This is a genomic window from Candidatus Cloacimonadota bacterium, from assembly GCA_028706475.1.
In the GTDB taxonomy this organism is placed as follows: Bacteria; Cloacimonadota; Cloacimonadia; order Cloacimonadales; family Cloacimonadaceae; genus UBA5456.
The window spans coordinates 38,891-60,882 of record JAQWBI010000004.1; the positions used below are offsets into that span (position 1 = coordinate 38,891).

General features: G+C 45.9%; 15 protein-coding genes and 4 tRNA genes. 5 read left to right on the forward strand and 14 right to left on the reverse strand.

What is annotated here, in order from left to right; translation table 11 throughout:
- Position 1 precedes the first annotated feature (1 nt).
- Genes PHF32_01820 through tpiA form a run of 4 tightly spaced genes read right to left on the reverse strand, consistent with a single transcriptional unit; the run spans position 2 to position 5,789 of the window.
- Entirely contained in the window at positions 2–1,165 is a 1,164-nt protein-coding gene (locus PHF32_01820; protein MDD4559470.1) for a Wzz/FepE/Etk N-terminal domain-containing protein, read from the reverse strand.
- A 9-nt stretch (positions 1,166–1,174) separates the two neighbouring features.
- Entirely contained in the window at positions 1,175–3,688 is a 2,514-nt protein-coding gene (locus PHF32_01825; protein MDD4559471.1) for a hypothetical protein, read from the reverse strand.
- A 59-nt stretch (positions 3,689–3,747) separates the two neighbouring features.
- Complete coding sequence (gene serS / locus PHF32_01830) at positions 3,748–5,007, reverse strand: serine--tRNA ligase (GenBank protein ID MDD4559472.1); 1,260 nt, start codon at positions 5,005–5,007, stop codon at positions 3,748–3,750.
- Complete coding sequence (gene tpiA, locus PHF32_01835; protein ID MDD4559473.1) at positions 5,004–5,789, reverse strand: triose-phosphate isomerase; 786 nt, start codon at positions 5,787–5,789, stop codon at positions 5,004–5,006. The genes serS and tpiA overlap by 4 nt, the downstream gene beginning before the upstream one ends.
- A gap of 346 nt (positions 5,790–6,135) precedes the next feature.
- Here tpiA and PHF32_01840 point away from each other — a divergent pair, with 346 nt between their 5' ends.
- Positions 6,136–7,050 (forward strand): hypothetical protein, encoded by a 915-nt coding sequence (locus tag PHF32_01840; GenBank protein ID MDD4559474.1) that lies wholly within the window; start codon positions 6,136–6,138, stop codon positions 7,048–7,050.
- Between the two features lie 492 nt (positions 7,051–7,542).
- On the opposite strand, the gene PHF32_01845 is transcribed toward PHF32_01840, so the two are convergent.
- From PHF32_01845 to PHF32_01855, 3 genes are read right to left on the reverse strand one after another with little or no spacing between them, the layout of a single operon-like run.
- On the reverse strand, positions 7,543–8,877 hold the full coding sequence (locus tag PHF32_01845; GenBank protein ID MDD4559475.1) for a sigma-54 dependent transcriptional regulator: 1,335 nt from the start codon (positions 8,875–8,877) through the stop codon (positions 7,543–7,545).
- Positions 8,870–11,314 (reverse strand): ATP-binding protein, encoded by a 2,445-nt coding sequence (locus tag PHF32_01850; GenBank protein MDD4559476.1) that lies wholly within the window; start codon positions 11,312–11,314, stop codon positions 8,870–8,872. Before PHF32_01850 ends, PHF32_01845 begins: the two co-directional genes overlap by 8 nt.
- Before the next feature lie 20 nt (positions 11,315–11,334).
- On the reverse strand, positions 11,335–13,182 hold the full coding sequence (locus PHF32_01855) for a von Willebrand factor type A domain-containing protein (protein MDD4559477.1): 1,848 nt from the start codon (positions 13,180–13,182) through the stop codon (positions 11,335–11,337).
- 239 nt (positions 13,183–13,421) lie between these two features.
- Between PHF32_01855 and PHF32_01860 the strand changes: the two genes are divergently transcribed.
- The 4 genes from PHF32_01860 to PHF32_01875 all read left to right on the forward strand — a co-directional run bounded on the left by PHF32_01860 (position 13,422) and on the right by PHF32_01875 (position 13,810).
- A tRNA-Ser gene (locus PHF32_01860) sits at positions 13,422–13,507 on the forward strand.
- 40 nt (positions 13,508–13,547) lie between these two features.
- A tRNA-Ser gene (locus tag PHF32_01865) sits at positions 13,548–13,639 on the forward strand.
- Positions 13,640–13,652: 13 nt separating this feature from the next.
- A tRNA-Gln gene (locus PHF32_01870) sits at positions 13,653–13,727 on the forward strand.
- A 9-nt stretch (positions 13,728–13,736) separates the two neighbouring features.
- A tRNA-Gln gene (locus PHF32_01875) sits at positions 13,737–13,810 on the forward strand.
- 45 nt (positions 13,811–13,855) lie between these two features.
- Here PHF32_01875 and PHF32_01880 read toward each other — a convergent pair.
- From PHF32_01880 to PHF32_01910, 7 genes are all read right to left on the reverse strand, one after another.
- Positions 13,856–14,827, reverse strand: a complete 972-nt coding sequence (locus PHF32_01880) for an LPP20 family lipoprotein (GenBank protein MDD4559478.1) — start codon at positions 14,825–14,827, stop codon at positions 13,856–13,858.
- A gap of 70 nt (positions 14,828–14,897) precedes the next feature.
- Positions 14,898–15,608, reverse strand: a complete 711-nt coding sequence (locus PHF32_01885; GenBank protein MDD4559479.1) for a hypothetical protein — start codon at positions 15,606–15,608, stop codon at positions 14,898–14,900.
- A 19-nt stretch (positions 15,609–15,627) separates the two neighbouring features.
- Positions 15,628–17,019, reverse strand: a complete 1,392-nt coding sequence (locus PHF32_01890; protein MDD4559480.1) for a hypothetical protein — start codon at positions 17,017–17,019, stop codon at positions 15,628–15,630.
- The gene (locus PHF32_01895; protein MDD4559481.1) at positions 17,004–18,110 is read right to left on the reverse strand and encodes a hypothetical protein; all 1,107 of its coding nucleotides are present in this window, start codon (positions 18,108–18,110) and stop codon (positions 17,004–17,006) included. The genes PHF32_01890 and PHF32_01895 overlap by 16 nt, the downstream gene beginning before the upstream one ends.
- A gap of 579 nt (positions 18,111–18,689) precedes the next feature.
- A complete protein-coding gene (pyrF, locus tag PHF32_01900) occupies positions 18,690–19,484 on the reverse strand; it encodes an orotidine-5'-phosphate decarboxylase (protein ID MDD4559482.1) in 795 nt (264 codons plus the stop codon).
- A complete protein-coding gene (pyrR, locus tag PHF32_01905; GenBank protein MDD4559483.1) occupies positions 19,462–19,998 on the reverse strand; it encodes a bifunctional pyr operon transcriptional regulator/uracil phosphoribosyltransferase PyrR in 537 nt (178 codons plus the stop codon). The genes pyrF and pyrR overlap by 23 nt, the downstream gene beginning before the upstream one ends.
- A gap of 12 nt (positions 19,999–20,010) precedes the next feature.
- Complete coding sequence (locus PHF32_01910) at positions 20,011–21,990, reverse strand: pyruvate carboxylase subunit B (GenBank protein MDD4559484.1); 1,980 nt, start codon at positions 21,988–21,990, stop codon at positions 20,011–20,013.
- Positions 21,991–21,992: the final 2 nt, after the last annotated feature.

Genomic DNA, 21,992 nt, shown 5'->3' on the forward strand with positions numbered 1-21,992 from the left:
ATCATTTCTTCAGACTGTTCGTTATCGCACTTACGCGGTGTTTATTGCGTTTGAACAGCTCAATCAGCAAAGCTACGGCTACGGCAAAGACGAATGCCACCAGAGTAGATATGATGCAGATTATCGCTCGCTTGGGGTAATCTCTTCGACCCGCCAGGCGCGGGGCATCCAGGATATCTATGGTGGGCATATCCTTCAGTTCCACCAGGCGCGCTGCTTCATACTGCGGATAGATGTATTCATACAGAGTACGGTTTATCTGCATGTTCATCTCCAGTCGCAGATGATCGGCAGTGATCTGAGGCAGTTTGCCCATATCCAGCAGATACTCTGGTGTATTCTTGTTTTCTTCCAGGTCTCGAATCTGCTTTTGGATGCTGTTTCTACGCAATATTGCCGCTTGCATCACCGGGCTGTTTTCGCCATAATTGGCCTTTGCCATTTCCAGGTCTAGATCTGCTTTCATACCTTCTGCGATCAACTCGGTATAAGATTTGATAATTGCTTCGCCCTGGGCTTCCAGATGCACCACTTTCGTGCTCTCTCCCATCTCCCGGCTGCGCTCGATCAGAGAATCCAGGCTAGCCTCTATCTCTTTCACTCTACCTTCCAGAAACTGACGGTTTAGCTTACCCTGTGTTACTTTCTGCTCTCTGTTGTATTTATCCAATTTCTGCAAGAGGTAATTCACCATATCCAAAGAAAGCTGTTTATCCTTTGAACTTATCTTGATGGAGATTAATCCGCTGGCATCGTCGTAGCCGGTAGAGAACATCTTGCCTCTCAACTTTTCTATGGCATCGTCCAGATTTCTCAGGCTGTCGGGATGAGTAAGTTTAAAGTAATCGATAAGTTTGAACTCCCGGATGAGGTCTTCGGCAAAGGTTCGTGATCTCATCACTGTAGTGAGATTCTCCGCATTTGGGGAGCCCTCGGAACCAAGCAGACTTGCCGCAACGCCGGAAAGCCCAGGTATATTTATCGGTAGTGACGAGGATTGATCTCCCACAGAGAAGAAGCTGGCTCTGGAACTGAATATCTGTGGAGTCAACAAACTATAAATCACTGCCGCGATGGCTACAATTAACACAATCGCGATGATCATCTTGCGATTTTCCGCCATGATCCTCAGTAGTTCAAAGATATCGAAGCTTTTATGTTCCATGAGCATTCCTTAGTCTATGCAAAACAATCTTTTGAAGAAGGACTTCTTGGCTTGGGGCTGTTTCAGAAGCTTCGCTTGCTCATCTTGCCTGATGTCCACATTCTTTTCTTTCAGGTATCCCATTATCACAAGCGAGGAGTCTCCCTGCATTTCTATTTCTCCAGCCAATACCACATCAGTGTTTTCGGGAGCGAAGATGCGGGCTCCTGGCAACATAGTGACACGAGCGTCTTTATGCATTTTCAGCTTTGCTCCTTTTTCCAAAGTAACATCGTGAGCTATTATGGTCTCTCCCTTAAGTGTCACCAAGCCTTCCACCCTGGACGGCAGAGTGTTCACCAGTTTCAGCAGCTTCGCCTCGCCTGCAGGGATTTCGATGGCGCATTTACCATCCTGTACCTGGTATATCTGCTTATCGTAAGGATCCATCAAGCCCACATTTTCCGAATAACCTTTGATGTATGGACTCAGAGTAATGTGCAGTGTTTGGGGATCTGCCTGAGGATAATGCTGATCATACAATGAGGGAGGCACCAAGTCTTCACTGGTAGCCACACTACTGTTAAAGTAATTACCACGGCGATTTACCAGCATCAAATAGGGCGTTTTATCCGCATCGATATAATACCCGCATTGTATGTACCCGCTATAAGGAGCTTCTGTTTGATTTTGCACATACATCGCTTTTACTGGTATCTGTTTGGGGATTACCTTGGACTTCGTGGGCTTTGTCATGATCGTTCCGGCGTCCAGCCATTCCATGTCTTGCAGGATGTTTCCGTACATATAGACCTTGGGATTGGAGTGCATGATGGCGTCCATTGCCTCCATACCGGGTACCGGGGACATGTGTTTCCCGTCTTTCATTATGGCACTCAGGCTTGTATATTCGCCATATCCATCTTGATCAATGTAGGATTGTAGTCTGTAGTGCAAAACCCCGTCCGCCTGATACACCAGGGGCAGATAAAGTAGAGCTTTTTGTGTGGCATATGGCGGTAAAACCCATTTTCTCCACGTATCCGGATCCCCCTTTTCCCATCTTCCGAATGCCTGTATGATGGGATAGAACTTTCTGGATGGATCCTCTTTGCAATAGCGGACTCCATGTTCATAAATCTGAAGCATATTGCTGTTCAAAACTTCCTGGAGGAATTCCCTGCCCTCTGCTCCCGGATTCAAGCTGTAGCCTTGAAGCATGGGATATATATCCGGTGCCACAATTCTTGGTTGAGCCGCACTAATAAATCCTGCCACATTGTCGTAATAGACTTCATTTGTTTTGTCCAAGACGATGTCTTCATACTTATAATCGTAGATTGCGGTCATTATATTGATATCTTCTTCCGCCATTAGTTCATCCATTATTCTATAACTGTTGAACTGAGGTTGTAAAGGTTCGTCGAAGGTATAGAAACCTAGTACATTCCCTTTGCCTTGGCTAATCAGATTCCGGGCCCGGCTCAGTAGTTTTGCCTTTTGGGCTTCGTCCATGGATCTCAATTCCCGGCTCATTTGATCTTCGATTTCCACATAGTCCAGCTCCAGGTTGCAGTTACCTTGCCAATACAAGCGTGCATTGAGGTTATCCAGAACGTACACACCAGTAGCATCAAGTTTAAACAGATTGGCGTCGATCAAATCCTGATAAGGTATCTTAAGCACAAAATCCACATAACCGTCCTCCCCGCGGGAACGCTCGTAATCTGCCAGTGTATATGCTGCCTCCTGAGCCGTACCCTTGGAAGATGATGCCGCAAGCGGGGTAGCCTTGGCGGCAAAGCCGCTTCCTTCCAGATTAAAACCCACCACTTCAAAGCGTAGAAGCTCCGTATCCGGTTTTACATCTGGAGCTATGTCCGCAAGCTTGAATCTATAGGTGACCCATAGATAATTGCCAGCATGAGTTGGAAGGTTTCTTCGATAAACGCGAAATGAATGTCCAAACCGCACATAGAAGCCATTTGGATTGGGCCAGCGATAGCGGAGATCCCCCATGGCATATCCTGGTTTATCTTTGCCCCGGATGCTTTGCCACACATATCCGTTTGAGGCCCTCGAATCTGCTTTTGCCCTTCCCGTGCGAGTAATCAGGTTATCATTACGCGATGCATACCAAAATCTGTTGTCTTTGCTGTCGCCGCGGTGGAGATCATTCTCATCCAGATATTCCGCCTCAAATCTCTGATAACTCGATGTTGTCATATATGAGATGGCATAATGCCTTTCATCAGCAGGGTCGTCCGAATACGACTTCTCTATGATCCATGCATCGATTTCGTGTTTATCCAGGGTTGCCAACAGTGCAGGAAAATCCGGGTCATCTTTTTTTGTCTCAACCAAATTGCTGTTGTAGCCCATTTCATGCATATAACGGCTCAGTGTCTCCCGGTGTTCCACCAGGTAGGGAAATCTATTGCTTAGATAAGAATAAGTACCTATCATAAACTCGTCTGAATGCTTTGCTCCTAGGTTCAGGCAAAGCAACAGAAGCAGCGGAACAATCCTGTATGCGCGTCTCATATCATCTCCAATGGTCTTTGTTTGTTGATCTACTCTGGTTAATCATCATATTGATCTTACTATAACTTCAATTCCATCCAGGGTTTCAGCACTTCCGGAACTCGCAGACTGCCGTCAGCTTGCTGATAGCTTTCCAATATCGCGATCATTAGCCTGGGTGTGGCCAAACCACTACCATTCAAAGTGTGAGGATGACGCATCTTGCCTTCGGCATCCTTGTAGCGGATATTGGCACGCCGGGCTTGAAACTCTCCAAAACTACTTACAGAAGATACTTCCAGATACTTCCCGCTGCCTGCCGCCCATACTTCCAGATCGTAGGTCTTTTCACTGGCAAAACTGAGATCTCCCGTGCACAGCGACACTACCCGATAGTGCAATCCAAAAGCTTTCAGTATGTCCTCGGCATCATGCAGCATATCTTCCAAAGCGGCTTCAGAACACTCCGGCTCTACAAAACGTACCATCTCCACTTTATTGAACTGATGCAAACGCTGCAAACCTCGAGTGTCCTTACCATAACTTCCCGCTTCTCTGCGGAAACAAGGAGTGTAAGCCACAAACTTTTGGGGGAGGTCTTTGTAGGACAGCACTTCGTCCGCATAGATATTGGTAACCGGCACTTCTGCGGTCGGGATCAGGAAGAGGTCATCTTCGCTGACGTGGTACATATCATCTTCCAATTTCGGCAGTTGCCCCGTTCCGGTCATAGTCTTTCTATTCACGGCAAGAGGCACCATCAGCTCCGTGTAACCGTGCTTTTGCAGATGATATTCCAGCATAAAGTTTATCAGTGCACGTTCCAGCCGGGCACCAAATCCCGTATAAATGGGAAATCCGCTACCGGATATCTTTGCCCCGCGGGGAAGATCCAGCATAGCGTTATGGTTTGCCACATCAAGATGATCCAAAGGCTTAAAATCGAATTTAGGCGGCTCGCCTTCATGGCGAATCACCTCATTCAAAGACTCATCCCTGCCGATCGGAACAGAAGGATGCGGGATATTCGGGATGCGGAGCAAGAGCGCATCCGCTTCGGCACTTACAGCGCTCAAGTCCAATTGGATGCTTTTGATCTCTTCTGCCACTTTTGCCATCTCTGCCAGCTCTTCCGCAACCTCTTCCCGTACTCTTTTCTTTTGGGCAATGATCTGAGACACAGAGTTTTGCCTGGCTTTTAACTGATCGAAATCATACTGCAGTTTACGGCGTTTTTCGTCGGCCGCCAAAAGCTCATCCAGATTCGCTTTTTCGTTCTTGTTTATAATTGCGTTTCGCACCACATCCGGATTTGCCCGGATATACTTCATATCTATCATCTATTGTGCTCCATATCATAGTGTTGTGCAATGTCAAGCATTTTTAGATAAGAATCGGAGTCCAGCGATGCTCCTCCGATCAAACCGCCATCAATGTCCGGCATGCTAAGTAATTCAGAGATGTTTTCCGGCTTCACGCTTCCGCCATACAGTATACATAACGATTCCGCCAATTCATCATGGTAAGCTACAGACAGCCATTTTCGGATGAGAGCGTGAACTTGCTGAGCTTGCTCTCCCGTGGCAGTGCGACCTGTGCCAATGGCCCACACGGGTTCGTAGGCGATGATCAGTTCTTTACCGCTGTAGAGATTGATCTGGTACAGGCATCCGGATAACTGGTCTTTGATCACTTTCTCTGTGATTCCGGCATCGCGTTGTTCTAAAGTCTCTCCAATGCAAAGGATTGGAACGATCCCCTGTTGCATCAGCTTCATAGCTTTTTTCCGTACAATTTCGTTGCTCTCGGCGTGATATGCACGTCGCTCGGAATGCCCTACAATACAGTAAGGCAGCTGCAGAGAAGCAAGCATGTTTGCGGATACTTCGCCAGTAAATGCGCCATCGCCATGTACACTCACATCCTGTGCGGCTACTTTCACAGGGCTGTCGTCAAATTCTCTGAGTAATACGGCCAAAAAAGGATAGGCAGGTGCTACGATTGGGATCACATTGCCTGTGTTCTTACCCTGCAACGCCTCTCTGAGTTTCCGAGAAAACTGCTTGGCTTCATCTAAACCCTTATGCATCTTCCAATTGCCGGCTATAATAAGTTCTCGCACGTTCACCTCTGATTCATTTTATCTAATATATACCAGTTTGGGGAAGGCGAAGATACGTCAAGATTTTTCCGAGAAACCCATAGCAGCCAGCAACTTTCAATTCATTTACCCCCACAGATCAAGCCCGGAACATCAAGCTGTGTTCAACGGGTCATAAAGCCGTTATAATCGAGTGAACACTGGACGATAACAGCTTTATATCTGCTTCAGAACGGCATAAACCATAGAGGGACAATAGTGATATAGTATACTACATGTACAAAGCAAAAGAATAAAAATAGGAAATGAACCGAATTCATTGGGCAATTTGCCTCAGTCGCATTATATTTTGAAGTATGGGGGAATTATGAAGCATAATAGTGACCTGAAAGTTCTGATCGAGTTTGGTTCAAACACTGCTAAAGTGCTTTCTGCAAATATGTCGGAAGGCAAAGAAGGCTGCTTCTATCGCTTACCTTTGCGGTTGGCATCCCAGATCAACGGCAAAGAAATGATGACTGCAGCGGGGATTAAAGCTATCCTGAAAACTATCGACGACGTTAAAAAACGCTTCCCGGAGACTGATGATATCATCCTTATCGCTACAGAAGCTTTGCGACGCGCAAGAAACAGTGACGAGATCAAAAAGCTCATCAGCGAACAATTTGGCCTGAAGCTGCGCATCCTGACATGGGAAGAAGAGGCCGAAGCGGCATATCGCGGAGTAATAGGCACAAAAGGTGTAACCGGATTCATAAACTGCTTCGACATCGGTGGTTCCAGCACAGAGATCATCAAAGGAAACAATGAGAAGATACTTTACAGCAAGAGTTTTCCCTTGGGAGCAGTAAACCTGAGCCAAAGATTTATCAGAAAACAACCACCCACGCAATGTATGTATCTGGGACTTCAGATGGAATTGGAACGAGAGCTAGCCTGGAACAACCCATTTGCCAAAAAATTGGTGGGAACCGGTGGAGCAGTGTACACCTGCGCAATGGTAGCACTGATGAATGAAGGGAAAAACGAAGCTGAAGCCCTGAAGGAAATTGACGGTTATGAAATGCGTAGAAGCGAAATACTGCGTCAAGAACGAACCTATCGCGCACTCACTCTGGATCAAATCCGCCTCATTCCCGGCATGGATCCTTCCCGCGTGGATATCATGCTGGCAGCGGTGATGATCATCAGCAGAATCATGGATAGCACAAAGAGCAGCAACTTGATCGTGAGCAACCGGGGTGTACGGCATGGAATCATGTTTGCCGAGGGAGTTCGATAAAGTCACCCTGAAAAAGAAAAGGATCTCACACCGCGTATATGCAAGATCCTTTCTATGATCCGGCCATTCAGCCTGCTGTCTGAAGCCGGAACTATCCCTTTGTTGCCCATCCATATGGTCTAGCCTTTGCTTCATTGAGGCATCAGCCTACAGATATCACAATACTCCTTATTGGTATAGTAAAAAAAGCCTACATCCATTATAGATGCCTGCCCATTACCCCTGAAGGATGCCCCGGCCTACAGATCCTACAACCTTCCGATCGCCCTTCTGCCTGATCCACCCAGCGCTATCTCGCTACCGAATAATGCGTGCGAAGATATACGATCCATGATGGATGTACGTAAATATATTGCAGGATTTGCACCAAATATCATGAGTATCATATTATATTGATATTCAATATGTTGTGAGGAATTATCTGATAGCGGATGTGGTAAAATCTACCACACTCATGGCGCAGTAGAAGGCAGATTTAGTCAGATTATGGTATTATTTACCCGGTAATTCGATGCCCAGACTGCTGATTTTCTTACTGAGGTTAGATTTATCCATCTGGAGGTAACTTGCTGCGCGAGTAATGTTTCCATCGTGAATCAAGAGTATCTTTTCCAGGTAATTTCGTTCAAACTGACGTACCGTCTCCCGATATGAGGTAGGAATGTCATCGAGTTCAGGATACTTTGTGGTAAAATCTACCACACTCAAGGTCTGCGATATCGAAAAAACAGCTGCGCGCTCCACAGAGTTTTTCAACTCCCTTACATTTCCGGGATAATCCTGCTCAAACAGCCATGCGGCCGCAGAGGGGGAGATGATCTTGAGGGGAATCTGATGCCTGGTGCAAAAGCAATGTAAAAAGTAATCCGCCAGAATGATGATGTCATCACGGTGATTACGCAAAGGCGGGATATCTATTTTAATGGTGCTGATGCGATAGTAGAGGTCGTCGCGAAATAAAGCATTTTCCACCATATCCAGCAGGTTTTTATTCGATGCGCTGATAATGCGGGTGGAAACTTTGCAGGGGCCTCCTCCAAGCTTTTGAATCTCCTGTTCGGAGATCACTCGCAGCAGTTTTGCCTGTACGGTCATGGGTAATTCACCAATCTCATCCAAAAAGATACTACTGCCCTGAGCATACTCAAAATAGCCTTTGTGAGAATTTGTAGCTCCGGTAAAAGCTCCCTTTTCGTAGCCAAACAGTTCCGATTCAAAGAGCTCACTGGGTATGGACGCACAATTGATGGTCACCAGATTCTTTTCATGCAGATCAGACAGACGATGGATGGCCATAGCCGCCAATTCTTTACCTACCCCGGTTTCACCGCAAATAAGGACCGGGGTATCGAAACGTGATGCTTTGATGATGGAATCATACACTTGCTTCATGGGCTCGGAATTGCCTATCATTCCGATCGACGAAAGCTGTAATCCATGCAGGTTTCTGCGCATCAGGATGTTGTCTTTGAGCCGTTCCAACCGGATAATGAGATGCTCTTTGGCAATAGGCTTTTCAATAAAATCTGTAGCTCCGTATTTGATGGCATTTACAGCATCAGGAATGTGCGCAGCGCCAGAGATCATTAGGATGGGCATTTCCGGATAACGCTCATGCAGCTCTTCCAACATGGCAAAACCATCTTGCAGAGCAGGATAGCACATGTCCTGCATCACCAAATCGAACTTATATGTGTTCAATGCAGCCTGTGCTTCTGCGATACAGGAAGCGGAGTGGACAATATAGCCTTCCCTGCGCAACAAATCTTCGATAAGCTTGCAAAATATCGTATCGTCATCAGCGATCAAAATACGTATGCTATTCATCTTGAGATCCTTTTAACCAGATGGAAACAGTAGTCCCCAGACCCTCCTCGCTTTGGATGTCGATCAGACCGCCCATGGAATCGACGATTTTGCGGGTTTCGGGAATGCCGATGCCGGTTCCGGATTGATTTGTAGTGAAAAACGGTTTCCAGATATCTTCCATGTATTTTTGGGGAATGCCTTTACCGGAGTCTTCAATCTCCACTAACACGCTGAGGTTGCCGCCGGGGCTTTGGTGCAGAGGAAATTCACGGATGCTGATGTGTAGGGTGCCGCCTTCTGGCATGGCTTCCGTGGCGTTGTTTATGATATTCACAATGGCTTCTTCAAAGCGGATAGGCTCGATTTTAGCATGGATGGATTTTAGATTGTAATTACGAATGATCTTGATGTTATCCCGGATCTTGGTGTTGCTAAGAGCATGCTCCACCGAAGGGATGAGATCCTGAACTTTCAGATCGTAATTGTGCATTTCGGTGAAGCGCTGGAATGCGTGTGTGAACACGCGTACCTTTTCGATTTCGCTTTTGATGATATCCAGATACTCGGCATCTTCCTGGCTGCAGTCTTTTTCCAGGGGGTCCAGAGCCAGAATCACGTTTGTGATGTGCCGGCGAACATGATGCGAGAGCCTGCGTGCAGTCTCTGCCCATTGCAGAGTATCGGATTCAATATCCGCCAGTTTTCGGTACATAAAGATGAAGTATCTACCAGAATAGCTATGAGATCTTTGCAGGCTTACTTTTAGCGGTTTCCCATTTAGAATGATCTCCAGATGCTCCTGACTGGACATACTGCGGCGCATCTTTGCCAGGGCTTCATCCAAATCTGGAGAGATGGTGCGCAAATGCTTACAATAACTTCGTGATTCATTTTGGGGAGCCATGGAAATAGCAACTTTATTCGCAAAGAGGATACAGCCCTTTTTGTTTACCAGAAACACGCCTTCATCCAGTAGATTGTAAGTGGAGATGGCGTCCTGCTTGCGTTTACTGATGTAGATTCCCATGTAGATAACGATTGCCAGAAGGATCAACATCAACCATAGGGCATGGGCTTTCAACAAGCGATATACCAGGAGAAAAAATGAGATATGCTGCAGATAGTAGAAGTGGATAGATTTGTCCATTATCACTGCAATTGAGGTTTGCATGCCCTCTGCACGGTTGATCACTCTTATACCCATCAGGTTCTGATCCTCCAAAGACAAGGGTGTGCGGGCTATTTCCAGCAGATCATGATTAAAAACCTGCAGTTCATCCTCGTTATTCAGGGCAATTATTTCTTTTTTACCGTTGTGATCGATATCTGTGATTGTACAGATACGCTTCACGTTCCGGACGGTGCGGCTATGGCATTCGTTCAAATCCTCGTCAAAACATATAATGCCTCTCAATGCATCAGATAATATCAAGCGATACTCTGAGGAGCTGTCCATGCGTTGCAAAAAATCATTATGATCAAACATCATCAAGCTTTTGGGTAAAGATAGTTCCTTTTTGCGGATAAGGCGCCCATCGTCGTAGCTAAACCGAATTATACAATCGGCATCAGTATTGTTGCCCCGCGTGGATGCTACAGCAAAGATGTCCAGCTTGCCGTCCTGATCCACATCCGCAACGTTCACAGTTAGTGCGCCTAAACCATCAAAGATCCTGTGCAAATGGGTCAGCTCACCTTTAGTGTTCAGTATCACTAAGTTCCCGCTGAAGTCGTTCAGACCGTCAATACTCATAGTATTGTTGTTGAAAGAGATGTTTGAGAGCAGGAACTCTTTGCTTCCATCCAGATCAAAGTCATCATAGAAGAATCCGGAAAAAACCGCCGGGCTGCGATAGAACCATTTTTGTGCCCCACTTTCCCAATCATAGGCGATCAGTCCCCTGGGATTTGAACTGTAACCATCATAAGCTGTACAAACGATCTCCAGCCTGTCATCTCCATCGATATCATCAATTATCTGCGGGACGAAGAAAGCGGTCCAGGTGTAGGAATCCAAGTCCATCAGCTCATCTTCACGGTAATATGGCACAAAGCCTTTGTTTTCACGTAATAGAGGTACTTGCCAAGTGTATTTAGCAGCTCGTAAGGATAAAGTACTACCATTGTTCATACTGTAAAACAGCCAAGTGCTTTTGTCTTTCGGATTCTCAAGAACTTTCAGGGCACCTGGGCGATAATTTGCAGTGTTGATTTGTGAAATGGTTTTACCTTCTTGATTGTTGATCTCGATCCTGCCCAAGTTATTTTCATAGAATGCAGATATCTGAAGCTCTCTGCCATCACCTTTGAGATCGGCAACGATTGTGTTGATTGCAGGATTTTCATAGCGATTTGTCCTTTGAAGCTTCAGTTCGTGAGTAAGAAAGCTTTGTGTGAACCAACAGGATCCCAATAGAAACGAAAGTAAAAAAACAATTATCGTTCTTAGTTTCATACGCACTACATCCTCATGTTTTACGGTTGTAACTCGGTGGCTGTTTGGATCATGAATTTCAGCTCTGAGTCTGAGGCATAATTCTGCACATAGTCCCATAAACTGTGCCAGGACAGTCCATCGACATCTACCTCATCTCTGAGTAATTTAGCAAAGAGCGCAGTAAACACATAATCCCGCATGTCTTGTTGCGCTTCAGCTGAGGCGGTTAGGCTGGGATCATACTCCTCGTAGCGAGGTTTTGCAGAATGAGGACTATGATAGTAAAGCATCAACTTGCCCGCACTATCGCTTTGGATATCGGCAGTATCAGGCAACTCTATCTCAAACAAAGCGGAAATGCTCTGCCCCGAAGTCAACATATTTGGAGTGAACGAAGCACTGGATGTAGCGCTACTCTCATCCATACCACTCACTGCGATCTGACGATAGCGGGTAATGCTGGAACCGGAAAAATCAAACTTTAACTGCAGATATTGTGCTGTAAGAGGTACATATTTCAATAGGCCCGCTTGGAGTTGATGCTGGAATTCCTTCAGACTATCCACATAGATGTATCTTGCTGAACTTTCACCAGATACCTTGTACAGATTGTTATCCTGATACAGATCCAAGCCCAAACCTAAAATCGTGCATAAAATCCCTTGTTTGTGTGCCAGAGCCAGAGTGCTAGCCATATCTTGCAGGATCTGTTCAGAGTAAAAGCCATCACTGAAGAGCCACATTTCGCCATACATGGGTACACTTAGTGTATTGGGGAAGATTCCATGCTCTAACTGTGCAGTTCCATTATGCTCCAGTTTTATGGCCTGCTGTAGTGCTAATTGTAACGCATCAATCACATTTCCGCTTCCAGAAGCCGATATCTTATCCAAAGCTAGGTAAGCAGATGCTTTATCCTTGCCATCCACCGAGATTACAAGCGGATCTTGTCGCGCGCAGATAATTGTGAGCCGGGTGTCCTGATTCATCTGCTCAATAAAACAACGTAAGCTCTCTTTGGCCAGATACAGCTTGTCTTCAGTTCCCATTCTGCCGGAACAATCCAGCACCACATACAGGTTTCGGGGATTTGCTTTCTCTGTATTTAGTACGGGAGACTTCATTCCCACATACAAAAAGCTCCGGTCAGGATCATAGGGATGCCGCATAATCTGGGTTGCCACTGTGAAAGCATCTGCTGACGAACCAGAAATATCTGGTTGCATATAAGCCAGCATCTCATCAACTCTCGGAGCATTCGGATTGGGCAGCCTGCCGGCAGAAAGAAGACGGCGGAGATAACTGAAATATGCTGTGTTCACATTTACAGATACATCGGTCAAAGGTTTGGCAGACACATCATAAAAAGGCATGGAACTAACGGGCAGAAATGCTTCAGGTAATACCGGAGGCATGTATGGTGCGGCATAAGCGCCACTAACCGGCACCGGCTGAGGCATCAGCATATCCAGGGACGAATGCTCAACCGGTATTATGGGGATAGTAAGCATGAAAGCGATTGAGGGGGAAGACTCCATCCGCACGTTACAGAAGCTGTTTCGGGCAGGATGCACTCTCACATCTTGCCGGATACTCTCGGCACCGGGAAGCTGAAACTCCAGGCTGTAGATACCGGGAACAAGGGACTTGATGCTATATTCCCCCAGCGGGCCAGTATGCAAGCTGCGCACCTGAGCCTGTTGAAGATACACATCGATTCGCACATCTTCCAGCCCTGTTCCATCTACAGCTCTGAACACACCACCAATCTGCCCCATGGGCATCACTTCAGAGTTGTGGCTGAAAAAGCTTCCATAAAGTCCTGAGACCATTATTAGAAAGGCCATGATACATACAGTAAACATCCCTTGTTGCTTTCTGGACATCATTTTCTCCCATAATTAACATAGATTCCAAGTTTTTGTGCCAAAGGATATTCAGTCAAGAAAAAAGCTTTGGATGAACTTCATTTATATGTGGATATGTCCAGGATTGATGGCTCCCAGATGATTAACATCCATTCTTTATCATCTGTTGATAATATTCCTCATATAAAATGAGGAATGCAAGCCAAGCGAAAATACTTGACAGAAAGCCGGACGCATAATTTTTGGATTAAACATATGGAGGATTAGTCCTAATTGGTAAGGCAGCGGTCTTGAAAACCGCCGGGTTCTGCCCATGGGGGTTCGAATCCCTCATCCTCCGCCAGAGTATAGAAGTGTAATTGATATATAGATAATTTGTGCCAGGAGAGGTGACCGAGCTGGCTGAAGGTGCACGCCTGCTAAGCGTGTGTAGGTCAAAAGCCTACCCAGGGTTCGAATCCCTGCCTCTCCGCCACATATCTTCGAGTTGGGCAGTCGCCAAGCGGTAAGGCAGCAGGTTTTGGTCCTGCCATACGGGGGTTCGAATCCTCCCTGCCCAGCCACTTTATTGTTGGGATGTCGTCTAATGGTAGGACAGCGGACTCTGGATCCGTATGTGAGGGTTCAAATCCTTCCATCCCAGCCATTTGCCTTAACCCGGTTTCAGCCGGGTTTTTTCGTATGGGGGATACTATTGCTGTCCGAAGGCGTGGAGTACTTCGGTGCTTAGTTTACGTGCAAGGACTTTACTGCTGCGTTTCAATGCTCCACTTTCATTTCTATCGCCCTGATTTGCCGATGCAGATACCCTGAAGAGTTCTGTATCTTTATACATCAACATCAAAGTAGCTGCCAAATTTACGAAGTGCTGTTTGTTCATCTCTCGGGATTCCCGAAGCTCTATATCAACGATCAATCGATAATTTGATTCCGGAGCAAGGCTGAAATCATGCTCTTTTAAAGTCTGTTTCAATTCATTCTCTATCTGCAGATCGTAATCGTTTCGAACTATTATTGATAGGGGCATCTGTTGTTTTGCTCTTTGGATTTCCTGCAGGATGTAGTCTTCCCTGATGCTGGGATATCGGTTCTGAGTCACTGAAGTGGTAAAAGCGTTATAATAAAAGTAGTTCGTTTTGTTTTCCTGGAATAAATACTGAGCTTGAATATAATTTTTGATCGTATCCGGAAGTTGATCGCGAGCTTCCATTTTGAGCATTATTAGTTGTTCGTTGTTGTCGATTATGCTACTGTAATGGGTCAGCACCTTATCCCTTTCTATGGCCGCCAATGCATGCCACAGGTGAGCAGATTCATCGTACCAGCTTTCCTTGATCTCAGCAAATTGAAGACTGCCCACAGTGTAGGTTCTTACATCAGAAGAAACATGCTGGCTGTACTTGTTGGTAGTTTTTTTTGCATCCCGTTGTTCCATAGCTTCTTCAGTAACCCTGAGCCCAGAAGATATTCTGGTCTCAAGGAATCCTGAGAGACTTGACAGGGCGTTTGCTTTTGCTGCTTCGGCGGTCTTTCCTGTTCCGTATGCTGTGGCATATAAATCCTGAGGATAATACTTTGAGGGAGCAGCAATCCATTCTGGTGGTTTGTTGGTTATGGCAAGTGCGGGCAAAATCAAAACCGATATAAGTACTAAATTTAGCATACATTTTTTCATGATGTCGTGCCTCAATCATTGCGGGGAGAGGATTGCCCCCTCCCCGTATGTTTTTAGATCATGGTAGTTTTATTTCTGCTGGCACTTCGATATTGTTTACCGAGGCTATCGTTAGCAAATTTTTCAGGGTATTGCCCTGTTGAGAGAGCATTGTAGGGATTTCTGCCGCCATAGAAGCTGCCGCAGCAAGATTTTTGGCTTCTTTTGTTTTTGCTATTCCCTTCAGGGATTTGGAATTATCGGTATATTGTTTCACCGCTACCACCAGCGCAGTTTCCCTGATCACTGCTGAACCCATGCGCATTAATCCGGCTTTCATCCAGGCTTTTTGTAGCTCACTAAGTTCAGTCTTGTTGTCTGCCATTTCCTGTAATCTGGCTTCGGCTTCAGCAGATTTTTCCGTCATTACTTGCCCTGCATTGCCCGCTGCTGCTGCATCTGTTGCTGCCTGTGCAGCCACTACGTCTTTTCTGAGATCCAGAGCTTGCAACATGATTTCATTAGCATATGCTATATCTTCTTTGGCGGATTGAAACTCTACCATGATAGGCGTAAAATCCTTGCCCATTGATGCCACAGACGCATACAAACTCGGAAGAATAGTAAGCACATCTCCAGAAATACTATTTGCATAAGCTATCTGTGCTTCCTCTGTTTCAAACTGGGAATCATCCAGAATCAACTGGAATTCAGCCGTGTCTTTTTTCTTTTTGGCAAATGCCCCGAAGACAATTATTACCATAACCAGACTTACAATGATTTTTTTCATTGTTCTCTCCTTTTTTATACTACATCCCCATTTTGACTCGTAGCTGATCCACAAGATCTTGGGATGCTTTTGTAGATGCTTCGATGAGAGCGTTTGTCTTTGCCACGGTTGGGTTTTCGCCCAATCCGCTAAACTGTACCGGACCCACACTGCAGATCTTGGTGGCAAAACGCTTTCTGAGATCCATGATGTAGCTGTTTACTTTAGCGTAGATTTTGTATTGACCCGTTACTGGATCAATCTCTTCCTGTCCCAGATCCAAGAGACCTATTGCGAGAAAATCCAAGCCGGCATCACGAGCCAGATCGGTAGCTTCTTTCTGAGTTGAACTGGCCACTTCTCCGATGGAAGCAAAGTCAAATGCTAGCTGCTCCGGAGTGATATCCGCTTCATAAGCCGGCACCACATCAATTCCCGCTTTATTGAAGATCTCCGTTACCTTGGAATCTATCTCCTGTGGATTGAAGACCCGATAGATAATACCCTGGCTGCTTTTTACCACCGATCCTGAGGATTGGAATGTCGAGAGAGTAGCACTATCCGTATTGCCCTTGGAGCTGTTTCTGTAAACAGTAGTGGTCACAATATTTCCGCTGGTGTTGATATTGGTGTCTGTTCTATTTTCAAATTGGCTGTTTACATTTGTATCCTGTACCGTGTCGGATGAACTATGCATTTTGTCCAAGGATGTAGAACTGCTCGAGGTTACAGACAAGGCTGCATTATCGTCTTGATAATGTACGCTTCCAGACACAGCAGCATCGTCATGCGTTTTCAAGGTTGCTGCCGCAGTGTCTGTTTGCTGGATAACGCGAGTATCGGAAGAGCCATGCCCTTGCGTAGTAGTAACGATGTCGGTGTTGCCGCTTATCTTGCTGTGCTGAACGCGGTCATTATCGCTGGAGGCATTATAGCTATGTGAAGAGGAGCTGGCGGCAGTTCTGTTCACAGTATCGTCAAAAGCTTCCACCGCACTTACCTCCCGTGCCACATAGATAAAGCTAAGGTACGTATCCTGCTGCAGTTGTCTGCTGGATTGAGATCGTTGATTCGCCAAAAGATCAATCTGAGCATCGTTGATGGATACTTCCAAGTTCATCTGCCACTTGCCGTTCACCAATTCCCCTTCATTCAATTGCGTTACTTCCAGAATATATATATTGAGATTATCCATTATCTCGGGGAGGAGTGAATTGATCAGTTGCAGGCGTTGGGATTCAAGAGTCGCAGCCCATTTTTTGATGGCTTGCTCTTTGCCATTTTCAAAAACCCTATTGATTTCTTCTATGGAGGGTTTCTTTTTCCGGATATCCGTTTCTCCCTTCACCTTTACTTTGGTAATGGCATACATACTGTTTATCACAAATGATAGAAGCACACAGATGAAGATGTTCTTCAGAAGTTTTGACATCTTTTTATCACTCCTTTTTTTCCTTTTTTGTCTCTCATGAGTTCCTTATCTGCCTTAAAAGTATCAATCATTGTTTTTGTAACAGCGGTTAACAAAACTTCATTGAAATTGGCAAAATCGTCCACGACCTGATTCTTTACCGTCAGCTTTGCCGCTCCATGCTTCACCTCATTGTTCCAATACACATCACCTAATTCAGCATCATAGATCTTCACGTTGGTATAAGCCCCATATACATACACTCTTTCAGTGTTTTTTTCCGAATGCAAAGCTTTATAGAACTTATCCACATGGATGGCCAGATCGTAGCTGGCAGCAGGGATACTGAAATTCTGCATTTCAGCGTCAGAGAAGGAGAGTGCCATCTTTTGCCCGGCATAATCCCTGGAATAGGGTAACATGGACACATTGAGATCAAACGCTAAAGCTTCTGTTGCTTGATTGGCGATCAGGGCAGCATAACTAGCTTCATTCTGCCCGCTGTCTGTGATCTGATGCAAAACATCGTCGCTGAATGTTATATCACTCACTTTCATCGATAAAGTGCCGCTCTGTGCGAGATATACTTCAGCTACACGCCGGCTAAGACCGTTTATCACCTGTTTCTGGATTATCTCGTGAATCGTGTTTATGATGCGGGTCTGCAAAATATCGTCTTCAGAACCTTCAATGATATCCAGATACGCCACTTTCACAGGATAAGATTGAATTACTCGCATCTCATCATAATCCAGAATATTCAATGAGAAACCCAGATTGTAGATCAGCTTTACATACTCTCCGATCTGCTCAAAATCTACGTTCTCTCGCAATAGAGTGATAGTCATTGCCAGTCTGGTATCAATATTCGTGAAGACTAATTCGAAGTTACCAAAGACCTTGTTTTGTTCAAACATTCTAAAGAATTCTTGTTCCAATACGGAAAGACCGGAGGAATCCTTTTGTGCAAACAACTGATGAGTATATTTGTATCTTTGAGGGATATTGGCATAATCTCCACTAAAGCTAAATCCAGCGTATCGCACTTGATTCTGTGCAAACGCAGCCTGGCTCAACACAATAACCAGTAAAATCAGACAGAATTTCTTCATTGAACATCCTTGTGATCTGTGCATTTTTGTGTCTTTGGCAATGCGTCATAACAAATCGTACATGTGAATCCACGACCCTTTAACGCCACAATATCCAGAGCCAGACACACAATAAATCTAAAGATAGTCTTTGAATAAATATGTCAAGAACTATTATCTACTCTCACATCCCCCGGTTGTAAAACAGGATACAATAAGCTGGTTTTCTTCGTGCCATTTTCCCTTATAGGGATTCATATTGAATCTGGAAACTGAGCAGAAGCATCGAGTGACGAGCTCTGACAGGCGATAATAGACAAAGTCGTATATCTTCTTCCAAGTTTTGTTTCTATACTTCATAATGGCAGGGAATGCCAGCAAGTACTTATGTGCGAACCTCTTCAATGAGTACAGGAAACACATTGTAAGCAAAAGAATCGGATTCATGGTTTGTAAACTTATATATGATGTTAATTGTATACTTTCCCAGCCTTAGACTTGTTTCAAATGACGGTGGACTTCTTCGATTTTCCAACGCATTTTACTGCAAGACAATATATGCAAATATGTCGATACAATCTGTATATCTTGTTGTCGTGCTCAGCCCTTACACGCCCTATAGAGTTCTTTGGCTTTCATACCTGCCACAGTTGCGAAATCCGTATCCCGGGAAGCAAAGATGATACCGCGGGAACTATTGATGAGAATCCGTGGATCTGCAGGACTATCGATGGCATACCGTAGTACTGCATCCAAATCGCCTCCCTGCGCACCTACTCCGGGGATCAAAAAAAGCCTGCCCGGCATCATCATTCTCATTTCTTGCAGATGGGACACTTGAGTAGCTCCCACCACTGCACCCAACCTGCTTTCATCAAAATCCGCCAGCCACGATGCCACTTTGTGTCTCATATCGGCTTTATGAAAGAAATCATCCGCACTTGGGTTTGATGTGAGCGCCAGCGCAAAGGCAAAGCTGCCCTCATGTTCCAGCAGAGGCAAAAGCACATCTTTGCCCATCAAAGGATTGATAGTGATGGCATCCACCTTGATATCTTTGAAAAACGCCTCTACATAGCCTTGCATGGTACTGCCGATATCGCCCACTTTACAATCCAGAATCACGGGGATCTGCGAGGGAATATAGCTCACAGTTTTATACAAGGCTTCCAGCCCCCGGATGCCGTCAGCCAGATAGAAGGCAAGATTGGGTTTGTATGCCGTGGCATAGTCCGCTGTAGCATCGATGATGGCACGATTGAAGTGCCAGATCGGATTATCCGCCTTCTGCAAGCAAGGAGGCAGCAAATCGAGCCGGGAGTCCAAGCCTACGCAGACATGGCTTCCCAGCTCTTGATAACGGTTCTGATACTTAAGCCAAAACGATTTTGACACTATCTTCTCCATCGATCTCATGGAGAGCTACTTTGATGATTTCCTCTTTGGAAGTAGGCACGTTTTTGCCCACATAATCTGCTTTGATGGGCAATTCACGGTGTCCTCTATCGATGAGCACTGCCAGTTGAATATTCCGCGGACGCCCAAAATCCATCAAGGCATCGATGGCGGCACGTACAGTTCTTCCGGTAAAGAGCACATCGTCCACCAGCACCACAATGGCGTCTTCGATCTCGAAATCCAGTTGAGAGCCCTTGATTACCGGTTGATGGGCAATGGTGGAAAGATCGTCCCTATACAGGGTGATATCCAGGACTCCCACAGGCACTTCCTGATTGGAGATGAGCTTTAGGTAATCTGAAAGCTGATTTGCCAATGGGACTCCACGAGAGCGGATGCCAACCAGGCGGATCTTTTCCAAGCCCCGGTTTTGCTCGATGATCTCATGTGCCATACGCTGAATAGAGCGCTTCATCTGAGCGCTGTCCATGATCTGGCTTTTAAATTGCATTGCAAATACTCCTTAATCGGCTGTTATCACGGCCAAGACATCGCCTTTACTTACATTTGTTCCGGCAGACAGCGGAGCCGCACTGATGGTTCCATCCACCGGTGAGGGGATGTTGTTATACATCTTCATAGCCTCCAATACCAACACGGTCTCGCCACGCTTTACCTTTTCTCCCACTTGTTTCTCGTACTTCACCAGCATACCGGGCATAGGCGCATCGATGGACTCTCCGCCTGGAACGACTGGAGCGGCAGTCTTTGCAGCAGGGGCAGGTGCGGGAGAAGCAACGGGAGCAGGTGCAGATACTGGTTTAGGTGCAGCCACAGGAGCGGCTGGTCGGCTGGAAATCACTCTCGGTGTTCCACCTTTTTCCGCAACTTCCACCAGATAGTAGCTACCATCCACAAAGACGTCGAACTGACGCGCATCTTCCGGTTTTGCCGGAGCTTCCGGTTTTACCATCACTTGCCCGGCTTTGGCTTTGGATATCAATTCCTGCTCGGCTTCCACCTCTTCCAGGGTTCTGGCTTTCATCTCTTCCGGCATGGGATCCATTCCGTATTTGATGCGCAGGAATTTCTTCCCAGTTATGTTATAAAGAGCTACAATCAGCTGATCATCAAGGTTTTTAGCCAAGCCTTCGGTTTCTTTTTTCACTTGCTCCATCGCCGGAGGTATAACATCGCCGGGGCGCACTGTGATGGGCTTCTCACCTTTGGGATAGCCCTTTAGCGCTCTGGTTTGCAAGTCCTTATCGATCGGTAATGTGGTTTTGCCATACAGGCCGTAGCAGAGATCCTTCACCTGCTCTGTGATGCGTGAGTATTCACCGTCTTTGGTATCAAACAGTGCATTGTTCACACTCTGGATACCCACTATCTGACTGGTAGGGGTCACCAGCGGAATCTGTCCCAAGTCCTTACGTACTTTGGGAATCTCTTCAAACACATCTTCCAACTTATCCAGTGCGTCCATCTGGCGCAATTGATTTACCAGGTTCGAAAGCATTCCGCCCGGAGTTTGGTGGATGATCACATCTGTATCGATGATGGAAAACTTTGTATTATCTACAAAGTGCATATATTTGGGGATGTCTTTCTCCATCTCTTTGCCGATCTTATTCAGTAGTCTGATATCGAAACCGGTATCGCGATTTGTACCCAATAGGCTGATTACCAGCGGTTCCACGCCGGGGTGGGAGGTGCGATAGGCATACGGCCCCACGCAGGTATCGATGATGTCCACTCCGGCTTCAATGGCCTTGAATAGCGAGAGATCGCCCATACCGCTGGTGAAGTGCGTATGCAGATGGATGGGAGTTTTCACGGCGGATTTTAATGCCAAAACTAGGTTATATGCATCGTAAGGCGCGATCAATCCCGCCATATCCTTGATGCAGATGCTGTCCGCACCCATCTTCTCCAGTTGTTTGGCTTTGCTTACATAGTAGTCCACATTATAGATATCGCCACCCATTCGCTGCTCGGTCAGGGAGTAGCAGATGGTGCCTTGAAAGTGTTTATTGTTCTTTTTGATGATCTTCACTGCGGTTTGGAAATTACGAAAGTCGTTCAGAGCGTCAAATACTCTGAAGATGTCGATGCCATTGTCGCAAGCGCGCTGGGTAAATGCTTCCACCACATCATCAGCATAGTTTTGATATCCCACCAGGTTCTGTCCTCTCAACAGCATGGAGAAAGGAGTTTTGGTGATGTGTTTTTTAAGTGTTCTGATGCGTTCCCATGGATCTTCGCCAAGGTAACGGTGCATGGTATCGAAGGTAGCTCCACCCCATACTTCCATGGAATAGTAGCCTACTTGATCCATCAGCTCTGCCACATGCAGCATGTCTTCTGTTCTACCTCTGGTGGCAAACAGCGATTGATGACCGTCGCGGAAGCTGAGGTCTTGTATTTTGATAGGATTACTGGCTTGAGGCCGATGAGCTTCATAACGCATCTTGGTCATTTCGAGGATGCCGTGTTTATCCATTA